The sequence below is a fragment of the Streptosporangium sp. NPDC001681 genome (assembly GCF_040298085.1).
Taxonomy (GTDB): domain Bacteria; phylum Actinomycetota; class Actinomycetes; order Streptosporangiales; family Streptosporangiaceae; genus Streptosporangium.
In genome coordinates, this window is record NZ_JBEOZN010000043.1 from 51,376 (window position 1) to 70,706 (window position 19,331).

General features: G+C 66.8%; 18 protein-coding genes and 2 pseudogenes. 11 read left to right on the forward strand and 9 right to left on the reverse strand.

Annotation, left to right across the window (positions count from 1 at the left end; translation table 11 throughout):
* Window positions 1-77 precede the first annotated feature (77 nt).
* The 3 genes from ABT130_RS20940 (at window position 78) to ABT130_RS20950 (ending at window position 3,659) form a co-directional block, all read left to right on the forward strand.
* Window positions 78-851 (forward strand): MerR family transcriptional regulator, encoded by a 774-nt coding sequence (locus tag ABT130_RS20940; protein WP_350957511.1) that lies wholly within the window; start codon window positions 78-80, stop codon window positions 849-851.
* Window positions 848-2,032, forward strand: a complete 1,185-nt coding sequence (locus ABT130_RS20945; RefSeq protein ID WP_350957514.1) for a cytochrome P450 — start codon at window positions 848-850, stop codon at window positions 2,030-2,032. Before ABT130_RS20940 ends, ABT130_RS20945 begins: the two co-directional genes overlap by 4 nt.
* Window positions 2,033-2,228: 196 nt before the next feature.
* Window positions 2,229-3,659, forward strand: coding sequence for an Ig-like domain-containing protein (locus ABT130_RS20950; protein WP_350957517.1), 1,431 nt, complete (start codon window positions 2,229-2,231; stop codon window positions 3,657-3,659).
* A gap of 155 nt (window positions 3,660-3,814) precedes the next feature.
* On the opposite strand, the gene ABT130_RS20955 is transcribed toward ABT130_RS20950, so the two are convergent.
* Window positions 3,815-3,994 carry a hypothetical protein gene (locus ABT130_RS20955; RefSeq protein WP_350957521.1) on the reverse strand — a complete coding sequence of 60 codons (180 nt, stop codon included), beginning with the start codon at window positions 3,992-3,994 and terminating at the stop codon, window positions 3,815-3,817.
* Window positions 3,995-4,053: 59 nt separating this feature from the next.
* Here ABT130_RS20955 and ABT130_RS20960 point away from each other — a divergent pair, with 59 nt between their 5' ends.
* Window positions 4,054-4,878 (forward strand): hypothetical protein, encoded by an 825-nt coding sequence (locus ABT130_RS20960; protein ID WP_350957523.1) that lies wholly within the window; start codon window positions 4,054-4,056, stop codon window positions 4,876-4,878.
* A 363-nt stretch (window positions 4,879-5,241) separates the two neighbouring features.
* Here ABT130_RS20960 and ABT130_RS20965 read toward each other — a convergent pair whose 3' ends face one another.
* Window positions 5,242-5,793 (reverse strand): TetR family transcriptional regulator, encoded by a 552-nt coding sequence (locus tag ABT130_RS20965; RefSeq protein ID WP_350957526.1) that lies wholly within the window; start codon window positions 5,791-5,793, stop codon window positions 5,242-5,244.
* Window positions 5,794-6,214: 421 nt separating this feature from the next.
* Between ABT130_RS20965 and iscB the strand changes: the two genes are divergently transcribed.
* The 3 genes and pseudogenes from iscB (at window position 6,215) to ABT130_RS20980 (ending at window position 8,375) form a co-directional block, all read left to right on the forward strand.
* Window positions 6,215-7,570 (forward strand): RNA-guided endonuclease IscB, encoded by a 1,356-nt coding sequence (gene iscB / locus ABT130_RS20970; RefSeq protein WP_350957529.1) that lies wholly within the window; start codon window positions 6,215-6,217, stop codon window positions 7,568-7,570.
* Window positions 7,570-7,769: pseudogene (locus ABT130_RS20975) on the forward strand (ferredoxin). The gene iscB and the pseudogene ABT130_RS20975 overlap by 1 nt, the downstream one beginning before the upstream one ends.
* A 264-nt stretch (window positions 7,770-8,033) precedes the next feature.
* The gene (locus ABT130_RS20980; RefSeq protein ID WP_350957532.1) at window positions 8,034-8,375 is read left to right on the forward strand and encodes an SCO4225 family membrane protein; all 342 of its coding nucleotides are present in this window, start codon (window positions 8,034-8,036) and stop codon (window positions 8,373-8,375) included.
* A 179-nt stretch (window positions 8,376-8,554) separates the two neighbouring features.
* Here the strand turns inward: ABT130_RS20980 and ABT130_RS20985 are convergent, their stop codons facing one another.
* The 4 genes from ABT130_RS20985 to ABT130_RS21005 all read right to left on the reverse strand — a co-directional run bounded on the left by ABT130_RS20985 (window position 8,555) and on the right by ABT130_RS21005 (window position 13,297).
* The gene (locus ABT130_RS20985) at window positions 8,555-10,957 is read right to left on the reverse strand and encodes a 5'-nucleotidase C-terminal domain-containing protein (protein WP_350957535.1); all 2,403 of its coding nucleotides are present in this window, start codon (window positions 10,955-10,957) and stop codon (window positions 8,555-8,557) included.
* A gap of 369 nt (window positions 10,958-11,326) precedes the next feature.
* Window positions 11,327-12,223 (reverse strand): aminoglycoside phosphotransferase family protein, encoded by an 897-nt coding sequence (locus ABT130_RS20990; protein WP_350957559.1) that lies wholly within the window; start codon window positions 12,221-12,223, stop codon window positions 11,327-11,329.
* 315 nt (window positions 12,224-12,538) lie between these two features.
* A complete protein-coding gene (locus ABT130_RS21000) occupies window positions 12,539-12,910 on the reverse strand; it encodes a hypothetical protein (protein ID WP_350957538.1) in 372 nt (123 codons plus the stop codon).
* 66 nt (window positions 12,911-12,976) lie between these two features.
* The gene (locus ABT130_RS21005; protein WP_350957541.1) at window positions 12,977-13,297 is read right to left on the reverse strand and encodes a hypothetical protein; all 321 of its coding nucleotides are present in this window, start codon (window positions 13,295-13,297) and stop codon (window positions 12,977-12,979) included.
* Window positions 13,298-13,531: 234 nt separating this feature from the next.
* Here ABT130_RS21005 and ABT130_RS21010 point away from each other — a divergent pair, with 234 nt between their 5' ends.
* Window positions 13,532-14,017 carry a DUF6609 family protein gene (locus ABT130_RS21010; RefSeq protein ID WP_350918112.1) on the forward strand — a complete coding sequence of 162 codons (486 nt, stop codon included), beginning with the start codon at window positions 13,532-13,534 and terminating at the stop codon, window positions 14,015-14,017.
* A 157-nt stretch (window positions 14,018-14,174) separates the two neighbouring features.
* Here the strand turns inward: ABT130_RS21010 and ABT130_RS21015 are convergent, their stop codons facing one another.
* Both ABT130_RS21015 and ABT130_RS21020 read right to left on the reverse strand, forming a co-directional pair.
* Window positions 14,175-14,441, reverse strand: coding sequence for a hypothetical protein (locus tag ABT130_RS21015; protein ID WP_350957544.1), 267 nt, complete (start codon window positions 14,439-14,441; stop codon window positions 14,175-14,177).
* Window positions 14,442-14,453: 12 nt separating this feature from the next.
* Complete coding sequence (locus tag ABT130_RS21020; protein ID WP_350957547.1) at window positions 14,454-14,609, reverse strand: PadR family transcriptional regulator; 156 nt, start codon at window positions 14,607-14,609, stop codon at window positions 14,454-14,456.
* A 417-nt stretch (window positions 14,610-15,026) separates the two neighbouring features.
* Between ABT130_RS21020 and ABT130_RS21025 the strand changes: the two are divergent.
* Window positions 15,027-15,878, forward strand: a pseudogene (locus ABT130_RS21025) (transposase); the annotation flags it as partial.
* 25 nt (window positions 15,879-15,903) lie between these two features.
* Here the strand turns inward: ABT130_RS21025 and ABT130_RS21030 are convergent.
* Window positions 15,904-16,542: a hypothetical protein gene (locus tag ABT130_RS21030; protein WP_350957549.1), complete on the reverse strand. Its 639-nt coding sequence runs from the start codon at window positions 16,540-16,542 to the stop codon at window positions 15,904-15,906.
* 517 nt (window positions 16,543-17,059) lie between these two features.
* Between ABT130_RS21030 and ABT130_RS21035 the strand changes: the two genes are divergently transcribed.
* Both ABT130_RS21035 and ABT130_RS21040 read left to right on the forward strand, forming a co-directional pair.
* Window positions 17,060-17,437 carry a hypothetical protein gene (locus ABT130_RS21035; RefSeq protein WP_350957552.1) on the forward strand — a complete coding sequence of 126 codons (378 nt, stop codon included), beginning with the start codon at window positions 17,060-17,062 and terminating at the stop codon, window positions 17,435-17,437.
* Window positions 17,438-17,445: 8 nt separating this feature from the next.
* Window positions 17,446-19,331: tetratricopeptide repeat protein (locus ABT130_RS21040; RefSeq protein ID WP_350957555.1), on the forward strand; the 1,886-nt coding region annotated here is incomplete at its 3' end.

Sequence of the window (19,331 nt, forward strand, 5' to 3'; positions counted from 1 at the left end):
GGAATCGCCGCAGGCTGCACGGCCTGTTTGGCTGCCACGTTTGACCTTGACACGGCGTCAAGGTCTTAACTGTGGGCATGCGGATCGGAGAACTCGCCGCACTGCTCGGGGTGTCGACCCGTATGGTGCGCTATTACCACCGCCAGGGCGTCCTGCCAGAACCGTTCCGTCGCGCCAACGGCTACCGCGAGTACGGCATGCGCGACGCCATCGCCCTGGCACGCCTACGACGTCTCGTCGAGCTTGGGCTGAGTCTGGATGAGGCGCACGACATCATCGCGGACGACCGGGCCAGGGAACTCCCCGGGATCCTGCGGGAGATCGACGCCGATCTGACCCGGCAAGAACAGGAGATTCAGGCCAAACGATCCCGGCTCGCCGAACTGCTCAGGCAAGCCGAGGTCGGGGCGCTGCGGCTGGACGACACCGCTTCGCCCGAACTGGTGGCCTTCCTGCGAGAGGTCGACGTTCCATCGTCGAGGTCAGCGGCGTGGGATCGTGACCTGCTGGTGCTGATGGACGGTATGGCGTCACCGCCTGACCGGAAGCGCTCCTCCACGATGTTCGCGATGTTGGCCGCCGACCCTGAGGCGACGACCCGCGGCCACGACTTCTACCGCCGACTCGACGAACTGGCCGAGGCCAGGCAGGACGACTCCCGGATCACGTTCCTGGCCACAGCACTCGCCGAGTACACCGTCAAACACATGCTGACCGATCTCGCACCGGGGCCGCTCACGTGGAGCGCGGAGGCGGTCGAACCCTTCCTTGACGAGATCGCCCCCGCCCAGGCCGAGGTTGTACGCCAGGCGGTCCGGCTCATCGCCGGCAGAAAGGTGCCCATGCCATGACAACCACAACGCCGACCCTGCCGTTCGACCGGCCCGATCCCATGGAAGCGCCACCGGCCTACGCGCGGCTGCGCGGCAGGGCGCCCGTCGCCCCGGTGCTCACCCCGGACGGACAACCGGCCTGGCTGGTCACCTCCTATGAGACCGTCGCGACGGTTCTGTCCGACCGCCGGTTCGGGCTGGCGCCGCCCGGCGCCGCTTTCCCGGGCAACGACACGTTGTTCCAGGACGGCGAAGCCCACACCCGGCTCCGTCGCCTGGTGTCGAAAGCCTTCACCCCCCGGAGCCTCGTCGTACTGCGTCCGCGCATCGAGCGGCTGGCCGCCGGTTATGTCTCGGCGGTCGCCGACACCGGCCCACCCGCCGACCTTGTCGCGGGACTCGCCACCCCGCTGTCGATCACGGTGATCAGCGAGCTGCTCGGCGTGGCGATCGACGAACGTGAGCGCTTTCGCGGCCTGGCCGACGCCGCGAGCGCCGCGGACTTCGTCTTCGGCACGGAAGAGGACATGACCGTGGCCACAAAGGCGTGGAACGAGCTCGGTGGTTACGCCGCCGCAATGATCGCCTCCAAACGGGAGGAACCTGGCGACGACCTGCTCAGTACCCTGATCGCGGTACGCGACACCGACGGCGAGCGGCTCGCTGACACCGAACTCGTCGCCATGATCGCCACAATCGTCTCCGCGGGCTACCTGTCGGTCCGCAATGCCATCTCCGTCGGCGCGATCCGGCTCCTGACCGAAGGACGACTGGCCTATCTGGCCGCCGCCGCCCCCGAGCAGGTCGACGCGACCGTAGAAGAAGTCCTGCGTATGCAGTCCGGACGGACCGGCGAACCCTTCCCCCGCTACGCCCACGAAGATCTCGAACTGGCCGGTGTCTCGATCAGTGCCGGCGACCTGGTTCTGGTCCGACTCGAGGCCGCCCATCGCGACCCCGGGCACTTCGCGGATCCCGACCGGTTCGTGCCCGAGCGGCTGTCCAGCCCACCCTTGGTGTTCGGCCATGGGCCGCACTACTGTCTTGGCGCATCCCTGGCCCGCATCGAGGTCGGCGCCGCCCTCAGCGCTCTCGCCCGACGGTTGCCCGGCCTCCGGCTTCAAGGTCCGGTCGACCGGATCGAGTGGACCGGCAACGCGGTCGACATCGGACCCACAGCACTTCACGTCACCTGGTGAATGCGCCGTCTTTCGCAGTGAGCGCGGAGGAATGATCGTCTCGGCGGCCTATACCGAGAGGTCCAGTCGGTAGCGGCGGGCGACACGGAGATCACACGACTCAACGCCTAGCGCAACAGATTGAACACAGAGAGTAGCTTCGCTGTGAAGTCGATCTACGAAGACATCCCTAGGACAGACTGGGAGTTCAGCGTTGATGTCACAACGATCCGGATCCGCGCTCACCGCGCTGGCCTGCACCCTGTTGACACTGCTGGCCACATCGGGAACGCAGGTGGCGGCCAGTGCCGACGCGCACGCCGCCACCACCGCGCGGCAGGCTGTCACGCGAGCCGCCGCGCCCTGTATCCGGCCAGGGCAGACGACCTACCCCGTGGACTACTACTGGAAGAACGCGTTCGGCATGAGGCTGGGCAGCGGGTCGGTCTCGGTCGACACCTCCCCGTCCCTGTGGGGCGGGCAGATCACACCGGGCGACACCTTCACCCTCACACTGGCGCACCGCACGACCCAGTGGCCACTGCTGGTCAGGAGCTACACCACCACGTGGGACCTGTCGTCACTGCTGGCCAACGCAGATGTCGTCGGCCAGTCGGGGACCGGCACCATCAGCGGCAACACCCTGTCGATCACCTCGCCGGGCACCAAGACCGACCCACCTGCGAAGGTCATCACCTTCCGGGTCAGGCAGGGCACCATCGGGGGCGGCATGACCATCCGGCCGACCGGGATCAGCAGCGTCATCGCCGCTCCGGGCCAGCTCGGAGGCAACACACCCGCCCCCCCGATCCAGATCGTCGGCGGGCAGTCCATCTCGCCCACCAGGGCCGTAGACGACACCGCCAGCACCACCGTCATGCGGGGCACACCCGTCAGCGTGCCCGTCCTGGCCAACGACACCGCGACCGCACCGACGATCAGCAGCGTCACCAAGCCCGGCAACGGCACCGCGACGATCTCCGGTAGCAACGTGATCTACACACCCGCCGCGGGCTTCAGCGGCACCGACACCTTCACCTACACCATCACCACCGCCTGCGGAACCAGCACCGCCACGGTCACCGTCACCGTCATCTGCGACTACACACCGGTCAACCTGGTCAACGGCAGCTTCGAGACGCCACCGGTGGCCACGGTCGACTGGTCCATCTCCGACGCCTCCACCAACCCGAGCGTCGGCTGGCACACCACCGCCACCGACAACAAGCTGGAGTTCTGGCGGGGCGGCGCGAGCGGGGTCCCGGCAGCCGACGGCCAGCAGTTCGCCGAGCTCAACGCCACCCAGGTCTCCACGCTCTACCAGGATCTGCCCACCGTTCCGGGAACACCGATGACCTGGTCGCTGTATCACCGAGGCCGCCTCGGTACCGACGTGATGCGGGTGCTCATCGGCGCACCAGGCTCGACCGTGGCTCAAATCCCCACCGGGGCCTCCTCACCGGACATCTCCGACGACAACACCGCCTGGGGCCACTACACCGGGGTGTACGTCGTACCTCCGGGACAGACCACCACACGATTCGCTTTCGAGTCGGTGTCGGCTGCGGGAGGCACCCCGACGGCCGGCAACTTCCTGGACGGCGTGGTGTTCGAGGCGCCGACCTGTCCCGCGCGAAAGGCCGGCTGACCGCCGACGCCCATCCACAGTTCCCCGGTGACGGCCGGACATACCTAGAGGAGCCCCGCCGCAGTGTTTCCGCTGGCGACGGGGCTCTTCTGCGGTGTGGCAGGGGTAGCGGGCGGTTGCCCGCCGAAACGGTCCTGACCCCTTCCAGGCGGCCGTCAACGGGCCGGGCAGCGCGCCAGTCGAGAGGCGTCGAGCACCGACTCCAGCACGCCGATGCCGTGGCCGGCCGCCGCCTGCACCGCCAGGAAGGCCACGACTCGGCTCCCGGAGGAGGCCGGGACTCCACCCGACCGGCTTGGCCCGCATCGGCCGTCGAGGGACACGTTGCGAGACACGTTCGTGATCAAGGTCCGGCAGGATTTCCCTTCCCGTACCGGGCTGAGAGGAAATCACCGTGAAGCAAGTGATCGCGGGCGTCGCCGTGGCCACGGTCACCACGTTCGTGGCCGCGACACCTGTCCAGGCCGCCGCCGCGGATCCGGTCAAGGCGTTGAAGAGCCAGTTCGTCGCGGGCAAGGGGGTGAAGTTCACCGACGTCACCACCCTGGTCGAGTTCACCGGGAACACGTCCTTCCTCAGGCGTACCGGTTCCTTCCAGTTCGGCAGGGCGGGGATCGTCGCCTCCGATGTCAACGCGAAGCGCACCACCGACGAGTCCGAGATACCCGGCATCCTCCCGTGGGCGCTGGACAGACCGGAGCGGACGATCAGGATCGGCACCACCAGCTACTACTCCGGCGGCCCCTGGGCACCGTCGAAGGGCAAGACCTGGATCAAGCACCCGAACGGCATGAACGCCGGCTTCAGTGGCTGGTACGGCCAGCTGGTGAACGTGGCCGAGCCGGCGACCCTGAAGGCCCTGATCACGAAGGGGAAGCGAACGGGGCGCACCTACTCGGGCACGATCAGCTTCGGCGCGCTTGAGAAGATCTCCCCCTGGCTGCGGAACGTCAGCCTGAACAGGCTGTCCGGGAACAGTAAGTCCGCGGTGCTGCGCTTCAGGCTCACCCTGGGCTCCGATCAGCTCCCCCAGCGACTGATCACTGTTTATCCGGGAAGTACCCACGTCAGCGCGGCGGTGGGCGAGGACAGGCAGCTCAGCGTCGAGACCCGGTACACCGGGTGGGGCAGCCGGGTGACCGTCAAGGCGCCTCCGGCGAGCAAGGTGGACAACATGGGGAAGCGCGAACCGACCGTCCGGGGCGGCGGCCGGGGGTAGGTCCCGGAACCCGGCTTGGGCCAAGATCGCCGGTGCACCAGGCGTAGCCGTTCTCCATCGGGCCCGCCCCGATCTCGCCGGGGTGCGGAAGGCCGGAGCGATCTCCCCGGCGGGGGACGGCGACGGCGGGTCAGGCCACCCGGGAAGCCGGGGCCATGAAGGTGTCGCAGGCGCCGGGAGACCAGGCGTCGAAACCGCGTCCCAGCCGGTGAACGCGGTTCTTGCCCGGACTCCCCACCTGGCAAACGCCAGGCACGCCGGTCAGGTGTCCGAAACGCGCTCGTTATCGGCGCCGTCGGCATCCTCGGCACGGCATTCGCCGTGGCCCTGTCCGCCCCGGCCGGCGCCGACGACACGTGACGATCAGACGTCGATGCCCTTGCGCAGGAGCAGCCAAGCACGGTCGGCGGTCTCACGCCGGGTGTCCGCCGGTATCTTGGCCAGGAGCGCCGCGATCATGCCGATGGCCGTGACCAGGTCGTCGGCGGTGACGTGCTCGCGTACCCGGCCGGCCTCCCGCGCCTCGGAGAGCAGGCCCTCCAGCAACTCCGACACCCGGCCGCGCACATGGATGAGGCGCGCGTCGGCCGAGGCGCTGACCACGTCGATGAACGCGGTCGAGGTGATGGCTCGCTCGGTCATCAGCGCCAGCATGTCGTCGAGGGTGGTGCCGGGCTCCGCGGCGAGCGCTTCGATCTCCCTGACGCCATCCTCGAACACGGCCAGCGCGAGACTGACGCGATCGGGGAAGTGCCGGTACAGGCTGCCCTGGCCGACTCCGGCCGCACGTGCGATCGAGGTGAGCGGCGCATCGTATCCATCGGCGGCGAACACCTCGCGGGCTGCCGCGATCAGCGCCGCCCGGTTCTCCGCCGCGGCGCTGGGGCCTCTGTTGGGTCGCCGTGCGCTGAACATGACGCCTACCGTAGCAACCGGACTGTATCATCCGGTTTTCTGACCCCAGACTTCAACATCTCTCGACACATGTCAGTCAATGACCCTCTCCTGGAGGAGGGGGCTTGAGGCGCGGCGATGCGCTTCGAAGCCCCGTGTTGACCAGCCCTGGCCGTCATGAACTGGAGGTGTGATCCAGATGGCTACGTTGAACACAAGAGCGCAGACCGACCTTGGGGTGCTTCCTCAGCTCCAAGCTCTCGAATCCGTGGGAGCAGACACGCCCGAGGGTGGGCACGAAACGGCTCACGGACACCGCCTGGCGGCGGTACCTGGTGTTCACCATGGGCGAGGGGAGACCGGTCCGGCCGCACCGCCGCACCGGCGTCACCCCGAGGGCGCTTCGGCGCCGGAGGGAGCGAACCGTGAGGTTCACCCGGCCGTGTTCGTCCTCGACCACCACGGCCACCCGCTCGACCCGTGTCACCCTGCTCGCGCCCGTCGTCTGCCGGCGGCCGGGCGGGCGGTGGTTCACCGCCACACCCCGTTCGTCATCCGCCTCAAAGACCGCGATGCGGCGACCTCGACCGTCGAAGGCGTGCAGGTCGGCATCGACCCCGGCAGCAAGCACACCGGCCTGGCGGTGTTCACCGACGACGGCGGAAGCCGGAGCGGGAAGTATGCGATCCAGCTCGACCACCGAGGCAGAGCGATCCGAGACAGGCTCAGCGCGCGGGCCGCGCTACGTCGGGGCCGCAGGTCACGCAACCTGCGTCACCGCGCCCCCCGGTTCCTCAACCGCACCAAACCGAAAGGGTGGCTCGCGCCGTCCCTGCGACACCGCGTCGACACCACCCTGTCGTGGGTGGCGCGGCTCACCCGGTGGGCACCGGTGCGGGCAGTGCATGTCGAGCGGGTGGCGTTCGACACCCACGCCCTCAGCGCGGGCAAGCCGCTGCAAGGGGTGGAATACCAGCAGGGCACCCTCGCCGGGTACGAGGTCCGCGAATACTTGCTCGCCACATGGGGGCGGGCGTGCGCGTACTGCGGCGCCAGTGGCGTGCCGCTCAACCTCGACCACATCCACCCGCGCAGCCGGGGCGGCTCCGACCGGATCAGCAACCTCACCCTGGCCTGCATCCGGTGTAACCAGGCCAAGAACGCCACCCTGGTGGAGGTGTTCTGCAAGGGCAGGCCCGCCCTGCTGGCGAGGATCCTCAAGCAGGCGAAGGCGCCACTGCGCGACGCAGCAGCGGTCAACGCCACCCGGTGGGCGCTTTGGCGGGCCCTGGATGCGACCGGCCTGTCCGTTCACACCGCCTCCGGTGGCCGCACGAAGTGGAACCGGTCGCGCACCGGTGCCGCCAAGTCGCACACGCTGGACGCGCTGCACGTCGGCCACCTGGAGAACGTCACCACCTGGCCGTCCACCGTGCTCGTGGTCAAGGCGACCGGGCGCGGCACCTACGCCCGCACCCGCACCGATCGCTACGGCTTCCCTCGGCTGCGGCTCCCCCGGACCAAGCAGGTCAAGGGGCTCGCCACCGGCGATCTGGTCCGCGCCGTCGTACCGAGCGGCAAGAAGACCGGTGTCCACCTCGGCCGCGTCGCGGTCCGCAGCACCGGCAGCTTCAACATCACCACCCGGCACGGCACCGTACAGGGCATCGGCCACCGCCACATCCGCCTGCTCCAACGAGCCGACGGCTACGGCTACACCACCCACCCGGAAACACGGCACCGTGCCACGTTTCCTCCCCCGCCTGAAGGCGGGGGTCTCCACTCTGGAGGTATCTGATGAAAGTCACCGTGGACGAGCCAAGTGCTGCGGTGCGGGCCAGTGTGTGCTGATCGCACCAGAGGTGTTCGACCAGCGCGAGGACGACGGCATCGTCATCCTGCTGGAGTCCGAACCGGCCGGGAACCTGCACGCCACGGTGCGTGAAGCCGCCGCCGTCTGCCCCGCGGCCGCCATCGAGGTAAGCGAGAGTGCCTGAACGTTCTTCGCGGACGTGATGTCGATGCTGCGGCTTCTCCGCTTGCCGCGACGAGAAGCCGCAGCACGAGGACTGTCCATGCCGCCGACTGCGGCACTCCACGCCGCCGCGCGGCCCTCCCCCCGCCCGCCGTCCGGGCGTGCGACCGTAGGCGCCAGTCCCAAACGACGGCGACAATCCCCCCCCATCGTCATCTAAGTACCTGTACTCAAGCCCGCACATCTCAGACGATGCAGACTCCGGATCATGCGACCAATACGAGCCGTGAGCCGCTATGTCTCCCGATACGACCGAGGCACCTTCGCCCTGGTCATCGCCGGCTCCTACGCGCTGCTCGTCATCGCCGCAACCAGCTATGTCGAAATCAGCACCCGCCAACCGGGCAGCCAGGGCTTGGAGGCGCTGGTGCTGCTCGCGATCACCTCCCCGACCTCGCAGCTCTTGATCTTCCTGCCAGTTGCCTCACTCAACCCGACGATCTCTCTTTTGATGTACACCGTCACCGGACTGTTCCAAGCATGGATCCTCTGGCTGATCGCACGCGGGCGCAGGAAAAGCGTGCCTCCGGCGTCCGGGACGACCGACGTTCCAACGCAAGAGCCATAGATGGCTGAGAGGCTGGTCAGAATCATGCTCCGCGCAGGGCCGGGGCCCTTGGGGAGGCGCTACATCCGGGTCCGTTGGTTGGCGCCGGTGGAGCTATGAGGCTCCACCGGCGCCGAGCTGTGATGCGCCCAGCTACGAGCTGAGCGGTCGCCGCTCCCGTTGAAAGCGCGACAGGTACGTCAGCGGACGGTGTGCCGATAGGTGTGGGAGTAAGAGTCCCCGGCCTTCGGCGTCACGACGAGGGTGAACGTGGTCTGGCTTCTGTCCTCGGAGGGTACTCCGGCGGCTTCGACACCCGCCTGAACCGTACAGGTGATTTCGTTCGTCTGCCCGGCGCGAAGTTGCACGTTATCGCACCCCTTCACGTGGCCGTACTGAGGCGTGACATTCGCGACAGCGCCGGCGAACTCGGTGCTGACCCATACGGTGAATTTCGCGGTATGGGGCCTGCCACGCTGAAGGATGTCGGGTAGCCCGTCGGAGTCACCGAACTCCACACCGAATCCAGTGCCGCTGACCGCCACGGTGGTCGGGCTGTTGGAGGCGCTGCTGTCGACGACCACGTTTCCCGTGTAGGTCGTGCTGGCGGTCGGCTGGAACGCCACGGACACGTCGCAGGAGGCGGCCGAGGCCAGCTGGCCCTTGCACGTGTCATCGGAGACGACGAAGCCCGAGGGCACTTCGACGGAGTTGACGGTGATCGTGGACTGGCTGGTGTTGGTGAACCGCACCGCCATCGGTTCGCTTCGTTCCCCTGTCCGCTGCTTTCCGAAGCTGAGTGCGGTGGAATCGGGGGTCAGGGTGGGGACGGTGTCCAGGACCAGGACCGGCTGGCCTTGGACCACCAGACGCCAGTCGACCTTTGCGAATTCGGCCGGGTCGATGGTCTTGTGTTCCCCAACCCAGTCGATGATTTCGTCCCTCACCTCGGTCAGTGGGTTGAAGACGATCGGAGCACTGGCGATGTGGGGTGCGTTGCCACCGCCGTTCTGACGATAGTTGTTGGTCGCGACCACGAACTCCTTGGCGGGGTCAAGGGGCGCCCCGGCGTAGGAGAGGTTGACGATGCGCTGTCCGGCGGGCTGGGAAATGTCGATGTCGTAGGTCAACCCCCCTGCGACGTCGTAGTTGTAGGCCGGGCCGTTACCGGCCACGGTCCCCGGCCTGAACGGGCCGGGCGTCGACACCTGCTTGAAGTACTTCGCCGACCACTCCAGGAAGTCCTTCATCTGGGCGCCGTTCATCTTCACGCCGATCAGCGTGTTGTCGTAGATGTACGCTCCCGCCATGTCACGAATCGTGACGTTTCCCTGGGGGATGACGGCCTTGGCGTCGAAAGGCGCGGCCAGAGAGAGGACCGGGAGGGCTGCCTCGGGAGTGCCCGCGAGCCCCTTCTTCACGACCTCCGCCTGGACGTAGTTGATGAAGTCCAGCGCGGGCACGTCCTTGTAGTGGGCCTCACGCATTGGCATCGTCTCGGGGGATTGCCCGATGACGCCATTGACATGGTCGACCACCTTCTGATGTGCCGCGCTCGCCAAGGCGACGATCTTCGGGTCGTCAGCCACGGTGCTCGCCTGCAGCAGCTTGGACGACTTCGAGGCCACGCTCCACTGACCGTTGACCTTCGTGAAATCGATGTCGATGACACCAAGAGCCTTGCCCCAGGAGCCCGCCATGGTGACGAGCACCTGCTTACCCGTGGCCTTGTTGGTGACGAGCTGCTGCGGGATCTCGTTGTGAGAATGCCCGGCGATGATCACGTCAATACCGGGGACCTCCTGGGCGAGCAGCGTGGAGGCATTCTCGGGGAATGGGATCTGGTCGCCGTACGATGAGCCCGTGCTGGTGCCGGAGTGGACGGAGGCGACGAGGATGTCCACACCCTGATCGCGGATGATCGGCACGTACTTCTTCGCTTCTTCGACGATCCCGTTGAACCGAAGCCGCCCTTCAACGTTGGACTTGTCCCAGATGGCGGAGCCAGGTGTGGTCAGACCGAGGATGCCGACGCGGATCGGATCGCGCCCCTCGATCGACATCGTCTTGATGATGTAGGGGGTGAAGGCGGGCTCGCCGCTGTTCCAGTCGTGTACGTTGGCGCCGAGTATCGGGAAGTCGACTTGCTTTTCGAACGTGCGCAGAGTCTCGATCCCGTAGTTGAACTCGTGGTTGCCCAAGGTCATGGCGTCGTAGCCGAGCGCGTTCATCGCTTGGGCCATCGGGTGAACCGTGCCCTTGGTGATCGGCTCGGTCCTGGCGTAGTAACTACCCAGCGGCGTGCCTTGAATCGTGTCGCCGTTGTCGAGCAGCAGCGTGTGGTCTCGCCCCTTCTCGGCCCGGACCTTTTCGATGAGGCTGGAGACCCTGGTCAGGCCACGCCCCGTGTCCGCTTTGTCCGCGTAGTAGTCCCAGTTGAAGAGGTGGGTGTGTAGGTCGGTCGTGTTCATGACCGTGACTGAGACGCTGTCGTCGGCGGCCGGCTCGGCATATGCGGCCGGCACTCCTATCGCGACGAGGCCCGCTATCGCGAGGGTGACGATGCCTGCTCGTCCGCGAGAGCCAATCGAGATTCTTGGCACGCTGGACAGTCCTTCCTTTTCGGTTGGCCCAAATGGATCGTCAGCATAGGACCTATCTCGAACCCAGCGGTGAACACGAAATTACGCACACCCCTCGGTGACCTGGCCGTTTCAACGGTCCGTCCAAGGATTTCCAGTTGACTTGCCGGGGCTACAAAATCGGACAACGTGGAATCGTTTTCTGGAGATGCGCGCGGGCTCGGTTACAACGATTCGACAGCCGGGCGTCGATGACAGACCGCAGCGTGCGTCGTTCGTCCACAGCGCCTCGGCGCCGGGCGTCTCCGCTCAAGGACCTCATGGCCCGGATGGGGCACGACGACGTGAGGGCGGCGATGATCTACCAGCGACGAACAAGATCATTCAAGCTCAGGCGAGCGATTTGTCGGCCATGATGCGTTCCAGGGTGCGTTGGCCCATCCGGCTCATGGCCGGGTTGGTTTCGAGGTAATACCAGACGAGCCCCATCGCCTGTGCGAAGGCCCACGCTTTGCCTCGCTCCCAGTCAAGGTCGTCGCACCCGAGGTCCATGCGGAGCACCTGCCGCGGCCCGGCTTCGAGCAGATGCCAGGCGCTCACGAGATCCAAAGCAGGGTCGGCCGGTCCGAAGCCGCCGACGTCGAGAATTCCGGCCAGCCGACCATCGCATACGAGCACGTTGCCAGGAATGAGATCACCATGGGTCATCATGTCGGCTGCTTTGCGCGGCAGACTTCGAAGATCTTTCCACATTTGGCGAAGCCGGCGAACGTCCAGGAGTTGTTCGCTGTGCTTGAAACAGGTCTCCATCCACGCGTCGTGGGATTGAAGGTCGCCTCCCCGGCCCTTGCCGGCAAACGATCGGCCACGCGTGTCGAGTGCGCGCAGCTCATTGATGAGATCGGCCAGGTCGTGGGCGAATGCGACAGATTCGCCCGGGTCCTCGTTGGTGGCCACGACGCCGGGCAGCCAAGTCTGCACCGACCACGGAAGCGGGTATCCCGCGCCGGGTTCACCGAGCGCGACCGGCTCGGGCGTGGGAAAGCGTGTGCGACCTGCCAGCTCGCGGGCTGCTTCCGCTTCGGACTCCAGCCAGCGCCGCGTCGAGTCGACGTCCTCGGGCTGTAGAGGGAACCGAGCTGTGAAGCGGTCGCCGATGCGAAAGATAGTGTTGACCGTCCCATGGGCGGCGATGCCCGTGATGGGCAGTCTCCGCCACTCGGGGAACTGCTCATCTACCAAGGTGCGCACTGTCTCCGGGGTCACCGTCAGCTGGTTGGCGTGCATCTTCACGCCGGGAGCCTTCCGCGTCTCGGTCTTCTCCTGCAACGTGTTTTCGGCTTTTCGGCCCCCATCGGGCGGCTTCGGGCCATGCCGCCAACTGTAAGATCGAACAGGCTCGGAAACGATCGGGACCCGGGTCGGGATCCACTCTCTGACCTGGGCCTTGTCGCTGGGGCGTGGAGCGGACATATGCCTGGCTGGGCCGCTGTCGACACCTGTCGCGAGACTGCGAGTACCTGATCACGACCTCGGAAAGTGTCATCGGTACCTGTGCCGCCGGGGCGCCCGCAGGTGATGTGCGACCGTCCCGCCGCCGGTTCAGTTGCCGCCCCTGTACAGCGCGTAGCACTCCACCTCGGAGCGGCGATAGGTGAGGCCGCTCCGCACGGAGTCCTGCACGCACTGCTTCTCGCTCTTGCTCAGCTTGAGTTCGCCGCACACGGTGATGCTGGAGTACGTCCGGCAGTCGAGGCCGGGGTTTCTCGCCCCGATGGTGTAGGTCCGCCGGACCTCCGCGCGGCACTCCCGCCGGGCGGCGCTGGTATCGGCGTACCTGCACTGGTTGAGGAGGATCCGATATTGCTCCCGGCTGACCTGTTGTTTGCCCACGCCGTCCATCGGGTGTCCGGCGCCGGCGGTGGCGAGCGTGGTCATCGCGGCGAGCGCCGCAACACAGATGATCTTATTCATAGCGCACCCCCACTGCTACCTAACGTTACATTCCACCCATATCGCGTGACCAGGTGGGATGCCGGATCACCTCACGGCGTGCCGTGCCGTACGGATCGCCAGGGCGGCGCACACCAGGAGTAGGGCGAGGCCGCCCACGGCGAGCGGCGACGGCCCGGCCGGAAGCCCTCCCGACTTGACCACGCCCATGTAGTCCAGCGCCGCGACGCCGTTGACGGCCAGGTACCACAGGCCGAGGTAGACGACCTGGAAGACCCGGTGGGTACGGCAGGCCACGCCGAGAGCCAGCGCGAGCGCGGGAACCAGGAGCGCGCCCCCCGCCCAGGCACCCGCCCCGGCCCAGTCGGCCGTGGCGGCCATCCGCACCGCGGGCGCGATCCCGGTCACGACGGTGAGCGCCACCCCGGCCGGTGCGATCGCCGCCGTGGTCGAAGTCCCCCGCCGGGCAGCCCGGGTGACTCCGACGGATCTCGCACGTGAACATCAGGCCCCGGAGGCGCGCCCGGCCGACGGCCTCATCATTGATCACCGTTCTGCAATAATGCCTGATCTTTACCTTTGGGGAAGGTTAGAGCCTATATGCCATCAATTGTCGTATTCATTGCAGATCATCCATATCCGTTGATCCGCGGAGGCGGCCTCTTCCTGGTCTTCGTCGGCCTGGGCTTCCTGGGAAGCTGGGCGTTCAACAAGTACTGGATCCAGTTCCTCATCGGCGGGTTCATCACGGGATTCACCGCGAGCGGCCTCAGCGCGCTGCTCCCAAGCCTCGGCAGCCCGTCGTTCGCGCACATCGCCGGGCTCGTCGGCTCCTTCGTCATCGAGGGGGGCCTGATCTATCTGGTCCTCACGAAGAACAAGGACGCGGACGAGCGGACGCTGATCCTCAGCATCCTTTTCGTCGTCGGCCTGCACTTCCTGCCGATGGGTCTCGCCCACGGTCCGCTGATCACGATCCTGGGCGTCCTGACGGCGATCAACGCGTTCGTCGGACTGCGGCTGGCGCGCGAGGTGCCAACCCCCGTGTTCGGGGTCGTCGACGCGGTGCTCAAGCTCGGCTTCGGCGCCGTGATGCTCTTCGCCTACCCGGCCCTGACCTTCAGCTGACGTCGCCCGTGGGTACGGGAATCCCGGCATCGTGAGATCAACATGACCTGGAGCCGACGCGCGTACGGGCCGGGCGGGACATCATCTTCCCGCCCGGCCCGGGTGCCGGATCCTGGGTCCCACCGGAGAGCGCTCCCGTCTTCAAGCTGGGAGCGGGTCAGCGGCGATGGTCCCAGTCGAGCCGGCCCGCGCGCGGATCGTCGGCGAGACCTCGGACGTAGTTCAGCTCGGCCATGACCATGGCCCGCTGGTATTCGGACTCCACGAGGAAGAGCCGGGGCAGGAACTCCGCGGTCGCGGCCAGATCGGCGTCGAGGTCCGAGAGTCGCGCCTCCAGAGAGGCGACGCGTTCCTCCAGCGCGGCCACGACCTCGCCGGGCGCCGGCACGACCACGAAGGCGAGCGCGGCGGGCGTGCTCAGCATCGTCCGCATCCACTACCGCAGCGTTTCCCTGCCCGCCTCGGTCGGCTCGTAGACCGTGCGCTCCGGGCGGTTCTCCTCGCACGGGGTCTCGCGGACCGCGATCAGTCCGGCACGGAGCAGCCGGTCGATCGTCTGGTAGACGCTGTTCCGCTGCGCGACGTTGACCACGTCGTCTCGGTGACGCGCTGGTCGGCGAGGTGTTCAGCGTACGAAGAGGGTCCCGGAAGCCGTCCGGGACCCTCTGGCGTTCCCTGGGTCGCCTTCCGCTCGTGAACCGCTCGGAAAGCCCGGAACGACCTGGGAAAACGCCTTCAAGATCATTGCACGCATATTGATGGAGTGGTGACATGCGGCTGCTTCCGGCTGCCTGCGGCTACCTGTCCCGGAAAAGCAAAAGAGCCCCTCGCGGGGCTCTGAACTGGGAAAATCCAGTGTGGCAGGTGCAGGACTCGAACCTAATGACTCTGTACGACCCCGAGTTTCCCGACTCGGGAGCTCATCCCGCTGACGTCTCGACTTGAACTGGAGCTTGGACTTCTCATCGCAGGCCGTACGCGGTGAGGGTGAGCGACCGGCGGGTGGTGGTCCGAGCTGGCCCAGGCAATCGCCGTGCTGGCCCGCGCCCAGCAGGACGCGGTGTGGAACCGCCAGCAGCTGGCCAACCAGCTCCGGTCGCTGCTGCGCGAGTACTTCCCCGCAGCGTTGAAGGCCTTCCACGTCAAGAACATCGGCCTGACCTCCCGCGAGGCCAGCACCATCCTGCAGGCGGCGCCGACGCCCACTGCAGCCGCCAAACTCACCACCCGCCGGCCGCACGCCCTGCTGCGCGCCTCGGGCCGGCAGCGCAGCCTTGAGACTTAGGTCGACCGGCTGCAGGCACTGTTCCGCGAAGAGCACCTTCGCCGGCTCCCGTTGGTCGAGGAAGCGTTCGGCCGTCAGGCTCAGGCGCTCTTGCTGCAACTGGAAGCGGCATGCCGTGCCGCCGACGAGCTCGCCGAGGCCACCAGCGAGGCCTTCCGCCAGCATCCTGACGCCGCCATCATCACCAGCTTCCCGGGCCTTGCTGACCTGACCGGCGCCCGCGTGCTCGCCGAGTTCGGCGACGACCGCACCCGCTTCGCCGACGCCCGCGCACTGAAGGCCTACGCCGGATCGGCGCCCATCACCCGCGCCTTGGGCAAGAGCCTGGTCGTCCACCACCGCAACGTGAAGAATCAACGCCTGGCCGCCGTCGGCTACGTGTGGTCCTTCGCCTCCTTACGGGCACCAGGCCCCAGGGCTCACTACGACCGCCGGCGCGCCGAGGGCGACCGGCACTCCAGCGCGCTGCGCAACACCTTCAACCGGATGCTCGGGTGCCTGTTCCACTGCCTGCAGAACCGCGAGATCTACGACGAGCACATAGCCTTCCCGCCGCGCCTGGAAGCCGCGGCTTGACGTCTTGACACCGCCCATGATCTTGCTATCCGTGCTGTAGGGATCTGCCCCACTTGACTTCACACCCCGAAACCCCACACCCGGAACACGGACCGTTCGGAGTTGAGCCGAGCCGCCACCGGCAGGCCAGTTCCTGGAGCATTTCCGCAAGGGAGGCGTAGTCCGGTTCGCGCCGCAGCCACCATTCGGCGAAAGATCGGCCGTACTGCTCGAAGGCCGCCTTGTGGATCGGGGCGGGGTCCTGGATCGGCTTCAGTCCGAAGTGCTCGTCCAGCCAGGCAAGATATTCGCGGTGGCCGTCGGTGTGATCCTCCTCCTCAAGTTCGATACCGTCGATGTGGGTGCCGTCGAGAGTGAGAACCCGCAACAGATCACGCAGGTTGGGCGCCTCGATGAAGATCTCACCCTCGTCTCCGCAGAAGATGACGGGCAGGGTGGCGAGGTCCTCTCGGTCATCGCACCGCCACAGGGCGTACAACGAAGGGGCACCAGTGGCGTAGGCGAAGAAAATCAGCCGCTCCTTGAGCTCCGGATCGTCAAGACCACTGATCTCTCTGCCGTAGTCGACCAGCTTGAAGTCACGCGCGTAGGACCGGCCTTCGAGCCGGTCCTGAAATTCCTTGAGCAGATTCAGCTCAGGGATGGGGGAGTACGCGTCGCTCATGGAGCCTCCGTATGCCGGCGGGCACCCGGCCGTTCTCGGACCTCGTCGAAGTCTTTTCTCATCAGCGTCGCCCCCCTGCCCCCGCGTGGCCCTGTCGCGTCGGGCAGAAGGACCGCGGATGAGGCTAGAAGCCGGCACTGGAGAACCGCTTGTAGATCATTGGGACGCCCCGGCCGCAAGTGACCGCTGTCGACGAGAACCGCCCACCGGAACGACCATCACGCAGAGCCACGTTGAGGTTCGTCACACTGTCCCGGACAGCGGCCTCTTCACCGCGTCTGAAAGCTACGGCTTGACGTCTTAGGCAGATCGGATGTCTGCGTAGGCTGAGCCGACGGTTTTACAGGGGGCTCCCGTTTACAGCCGCTCATAAGCCGTGACCTGCGCCGTCAGGCTATCCGGTACGCAGCTCGGTGGCAGCTATCCCGCGCATATCCCGCACACTGTTGATCCAGTAGTGACAATATCTGTGTGGTTCTCCTACCCGTGGGGCTGGCAACGCGAGGGAGTGTCGTTGATGGATGTGGGTGCGATCGCGGCGGCGGTGGCGATGATCGCGGGGACCGGTGCGGTGACCGGTCTGGGAGAAAAAGCTGCGTTGACGCTGGTGGAAACCATTCGTGTGCGGATCCGTTCGGTATTCGGGGCGGATGCGAGGTCGGTGGATGCGCTGGAGCAGGCGCAGGAGCAGCCTGAGGATGACGGCAGGATCAGAGATCTGGCGGCGGCGCTGGCCTGGCATGCCCAGCGTGATCCGCAGTTCGCGGCGGAACTGGCGGGATGGGCGGAAAAGCACGCATCGCCAGGGTCGGTAACCCAGCAAATGCTCGCCGGTCGCGACATCTACGCCGCCGGCCGGGACATGACCGTTCACCAACGGTCCGAGACTCCCTAACCCCGGGTATGGGCACTCCTCCCCCTTTCCTCCCCGCTGAGCCGGAGGATGACCCGCCACAAACGCCGGTCAGCCAAGTCAACAGCGCCCAGCGAGATATCTATGCCGCCGCGCGCGATATGTATGTGACCCAGGCGCTGCCCGTGCCCGCTCCTGTACGACCTAAGGGTCCGGTGGTGTCGGCGGACATTCCGCGGGAGCCGAAGGCGTTTCAGCCGCGTCCGGAGTTGATGGAGGCGTTGCAGCGGGCGGCGGAATCGGGGCAGGTGGCGGTGATCTGCGCGTTGACCGGCGCGCGCGGGGTGGGCAAAACGCAGATCGCAGCGGCGTATGCGCGGCACTGCGCACGGCAAGGGTGGCCGCTGGTCGCCTGGGTGTACGCCGAAACGGGTGATCAGTTGGTGGCCGGGTTGGATGCGGTCGCCGCCGATCTGGGGATCACCATGTCTGGGGAGGATGCTGCGGCCGGGGCGCGCCGGTTGAAGAAGTGGCTGACCGACCAGACCGAGCGGTGCCTGATCGTGCTGGACAACGTGAGCGATGCCGATTTGGTCACGGCGTGGTTACCGCCGCTGGGAGCGGTGCAGGTGGTGATCTCCAGTAACTACCGCAGTGTGGAGATGCTCGGAACTGCGGTGCGAGTGGAGGTCTTCACCGACGCCGAAGCGTTGGCGTTCCTGCGTGAACGCGCCGATCGCCCGTGGCAGGTCGGCGATGAGGTACAGGCGCGAGCGCTTGCGAAGGAGGTGGATCATCTGCCGCTGGCGCTGTCCGCGGCGGCGTATGTCATCAACCGGCAGGCGTTGGGTTATGGCACCTATGTTGAGCGGTTGCGGTCGGTGTCGCTGGAGGAGGCGTTTCCGAAGGTTCCCGGTGACGGGTACCCGGTCGGTGCGGCGCGAGCGGTGGTGTTGGCGCTGGCTGAGTTCGCTTCCGGTCGCGCTACCCGGGTGGAGCGGGGTCTGCTGGAGTTAATGGCGGTGATTTCGCCTGCGGGGGTGCCGCGTACCTGGCTGCATCGGGCTGCCGCTGATCGGGATCTGCTGGGGGTCATCACCGGGGATGGGGCGGTGCGGGTGGATGCGGCGATCGGGACGCTGGCCGATGCGTCGCTGCTGGTGTTGAGCGAGGATGGGGCGACGGTGAGCATGCACCGTTTCATCCAGCGCGTCGCCCGCGACACCGCCCGCAAGAAACGTCGGCTGGAGAATGTAGTCGGTGCGGCAGTGGCATGGGTTGAGGCGTGCGGGCCACCGATGCATCGGGTGGTTTGGGATCGGCTGGATCGTGAGTCGCTCATCGACCAAGCCGCGGCCTTGCATCTGCATGCTCGTTCCATGGAATCCACCGGTTCCTCATCGTCGATCACGACGGTTTTGGGCTTGCAGAACCAGGCGGGACAGTACTTGGAAGCCGCAGGTGATCTGGGGCGAGCCATCCCGCTGTTGGAGCAGAACCTCACCGACCGGACCCGGGTCCTGGGCGCCGACCACCCCGACACCCTGGGCAGCCGCAACAACCTCGCTGGCGCCTACGAATCGGCCGGGGATCTGGGCCGGGCCATCCCACTGTACGAACAGAACCTCACCGACTCCATCCGGGTCCTGGGCGCCAACCACCCCAACACCCTGGGCAGCCGCAACAACCTCGCCTACGTCTACCAAGCAGCGGGGGATCTGGGGCGAGCCATCCCGCTGTTGGAGCAGACCTTCGTCGACTCTGTCCGGGTCCTGGGCGCCGACCACCCCGACACCCTGGGCAGCCGCAACAACCTCGCTGGCGCCTACCAAATGGCGGGGGATCTGGGGCGAGCCATCCCGCTGTTGGAGCAGAACCTCACCGACCGGACCCGGGTCCTGGGCGCCGACCACCCCGACACCCTGGGCAGCCGCAA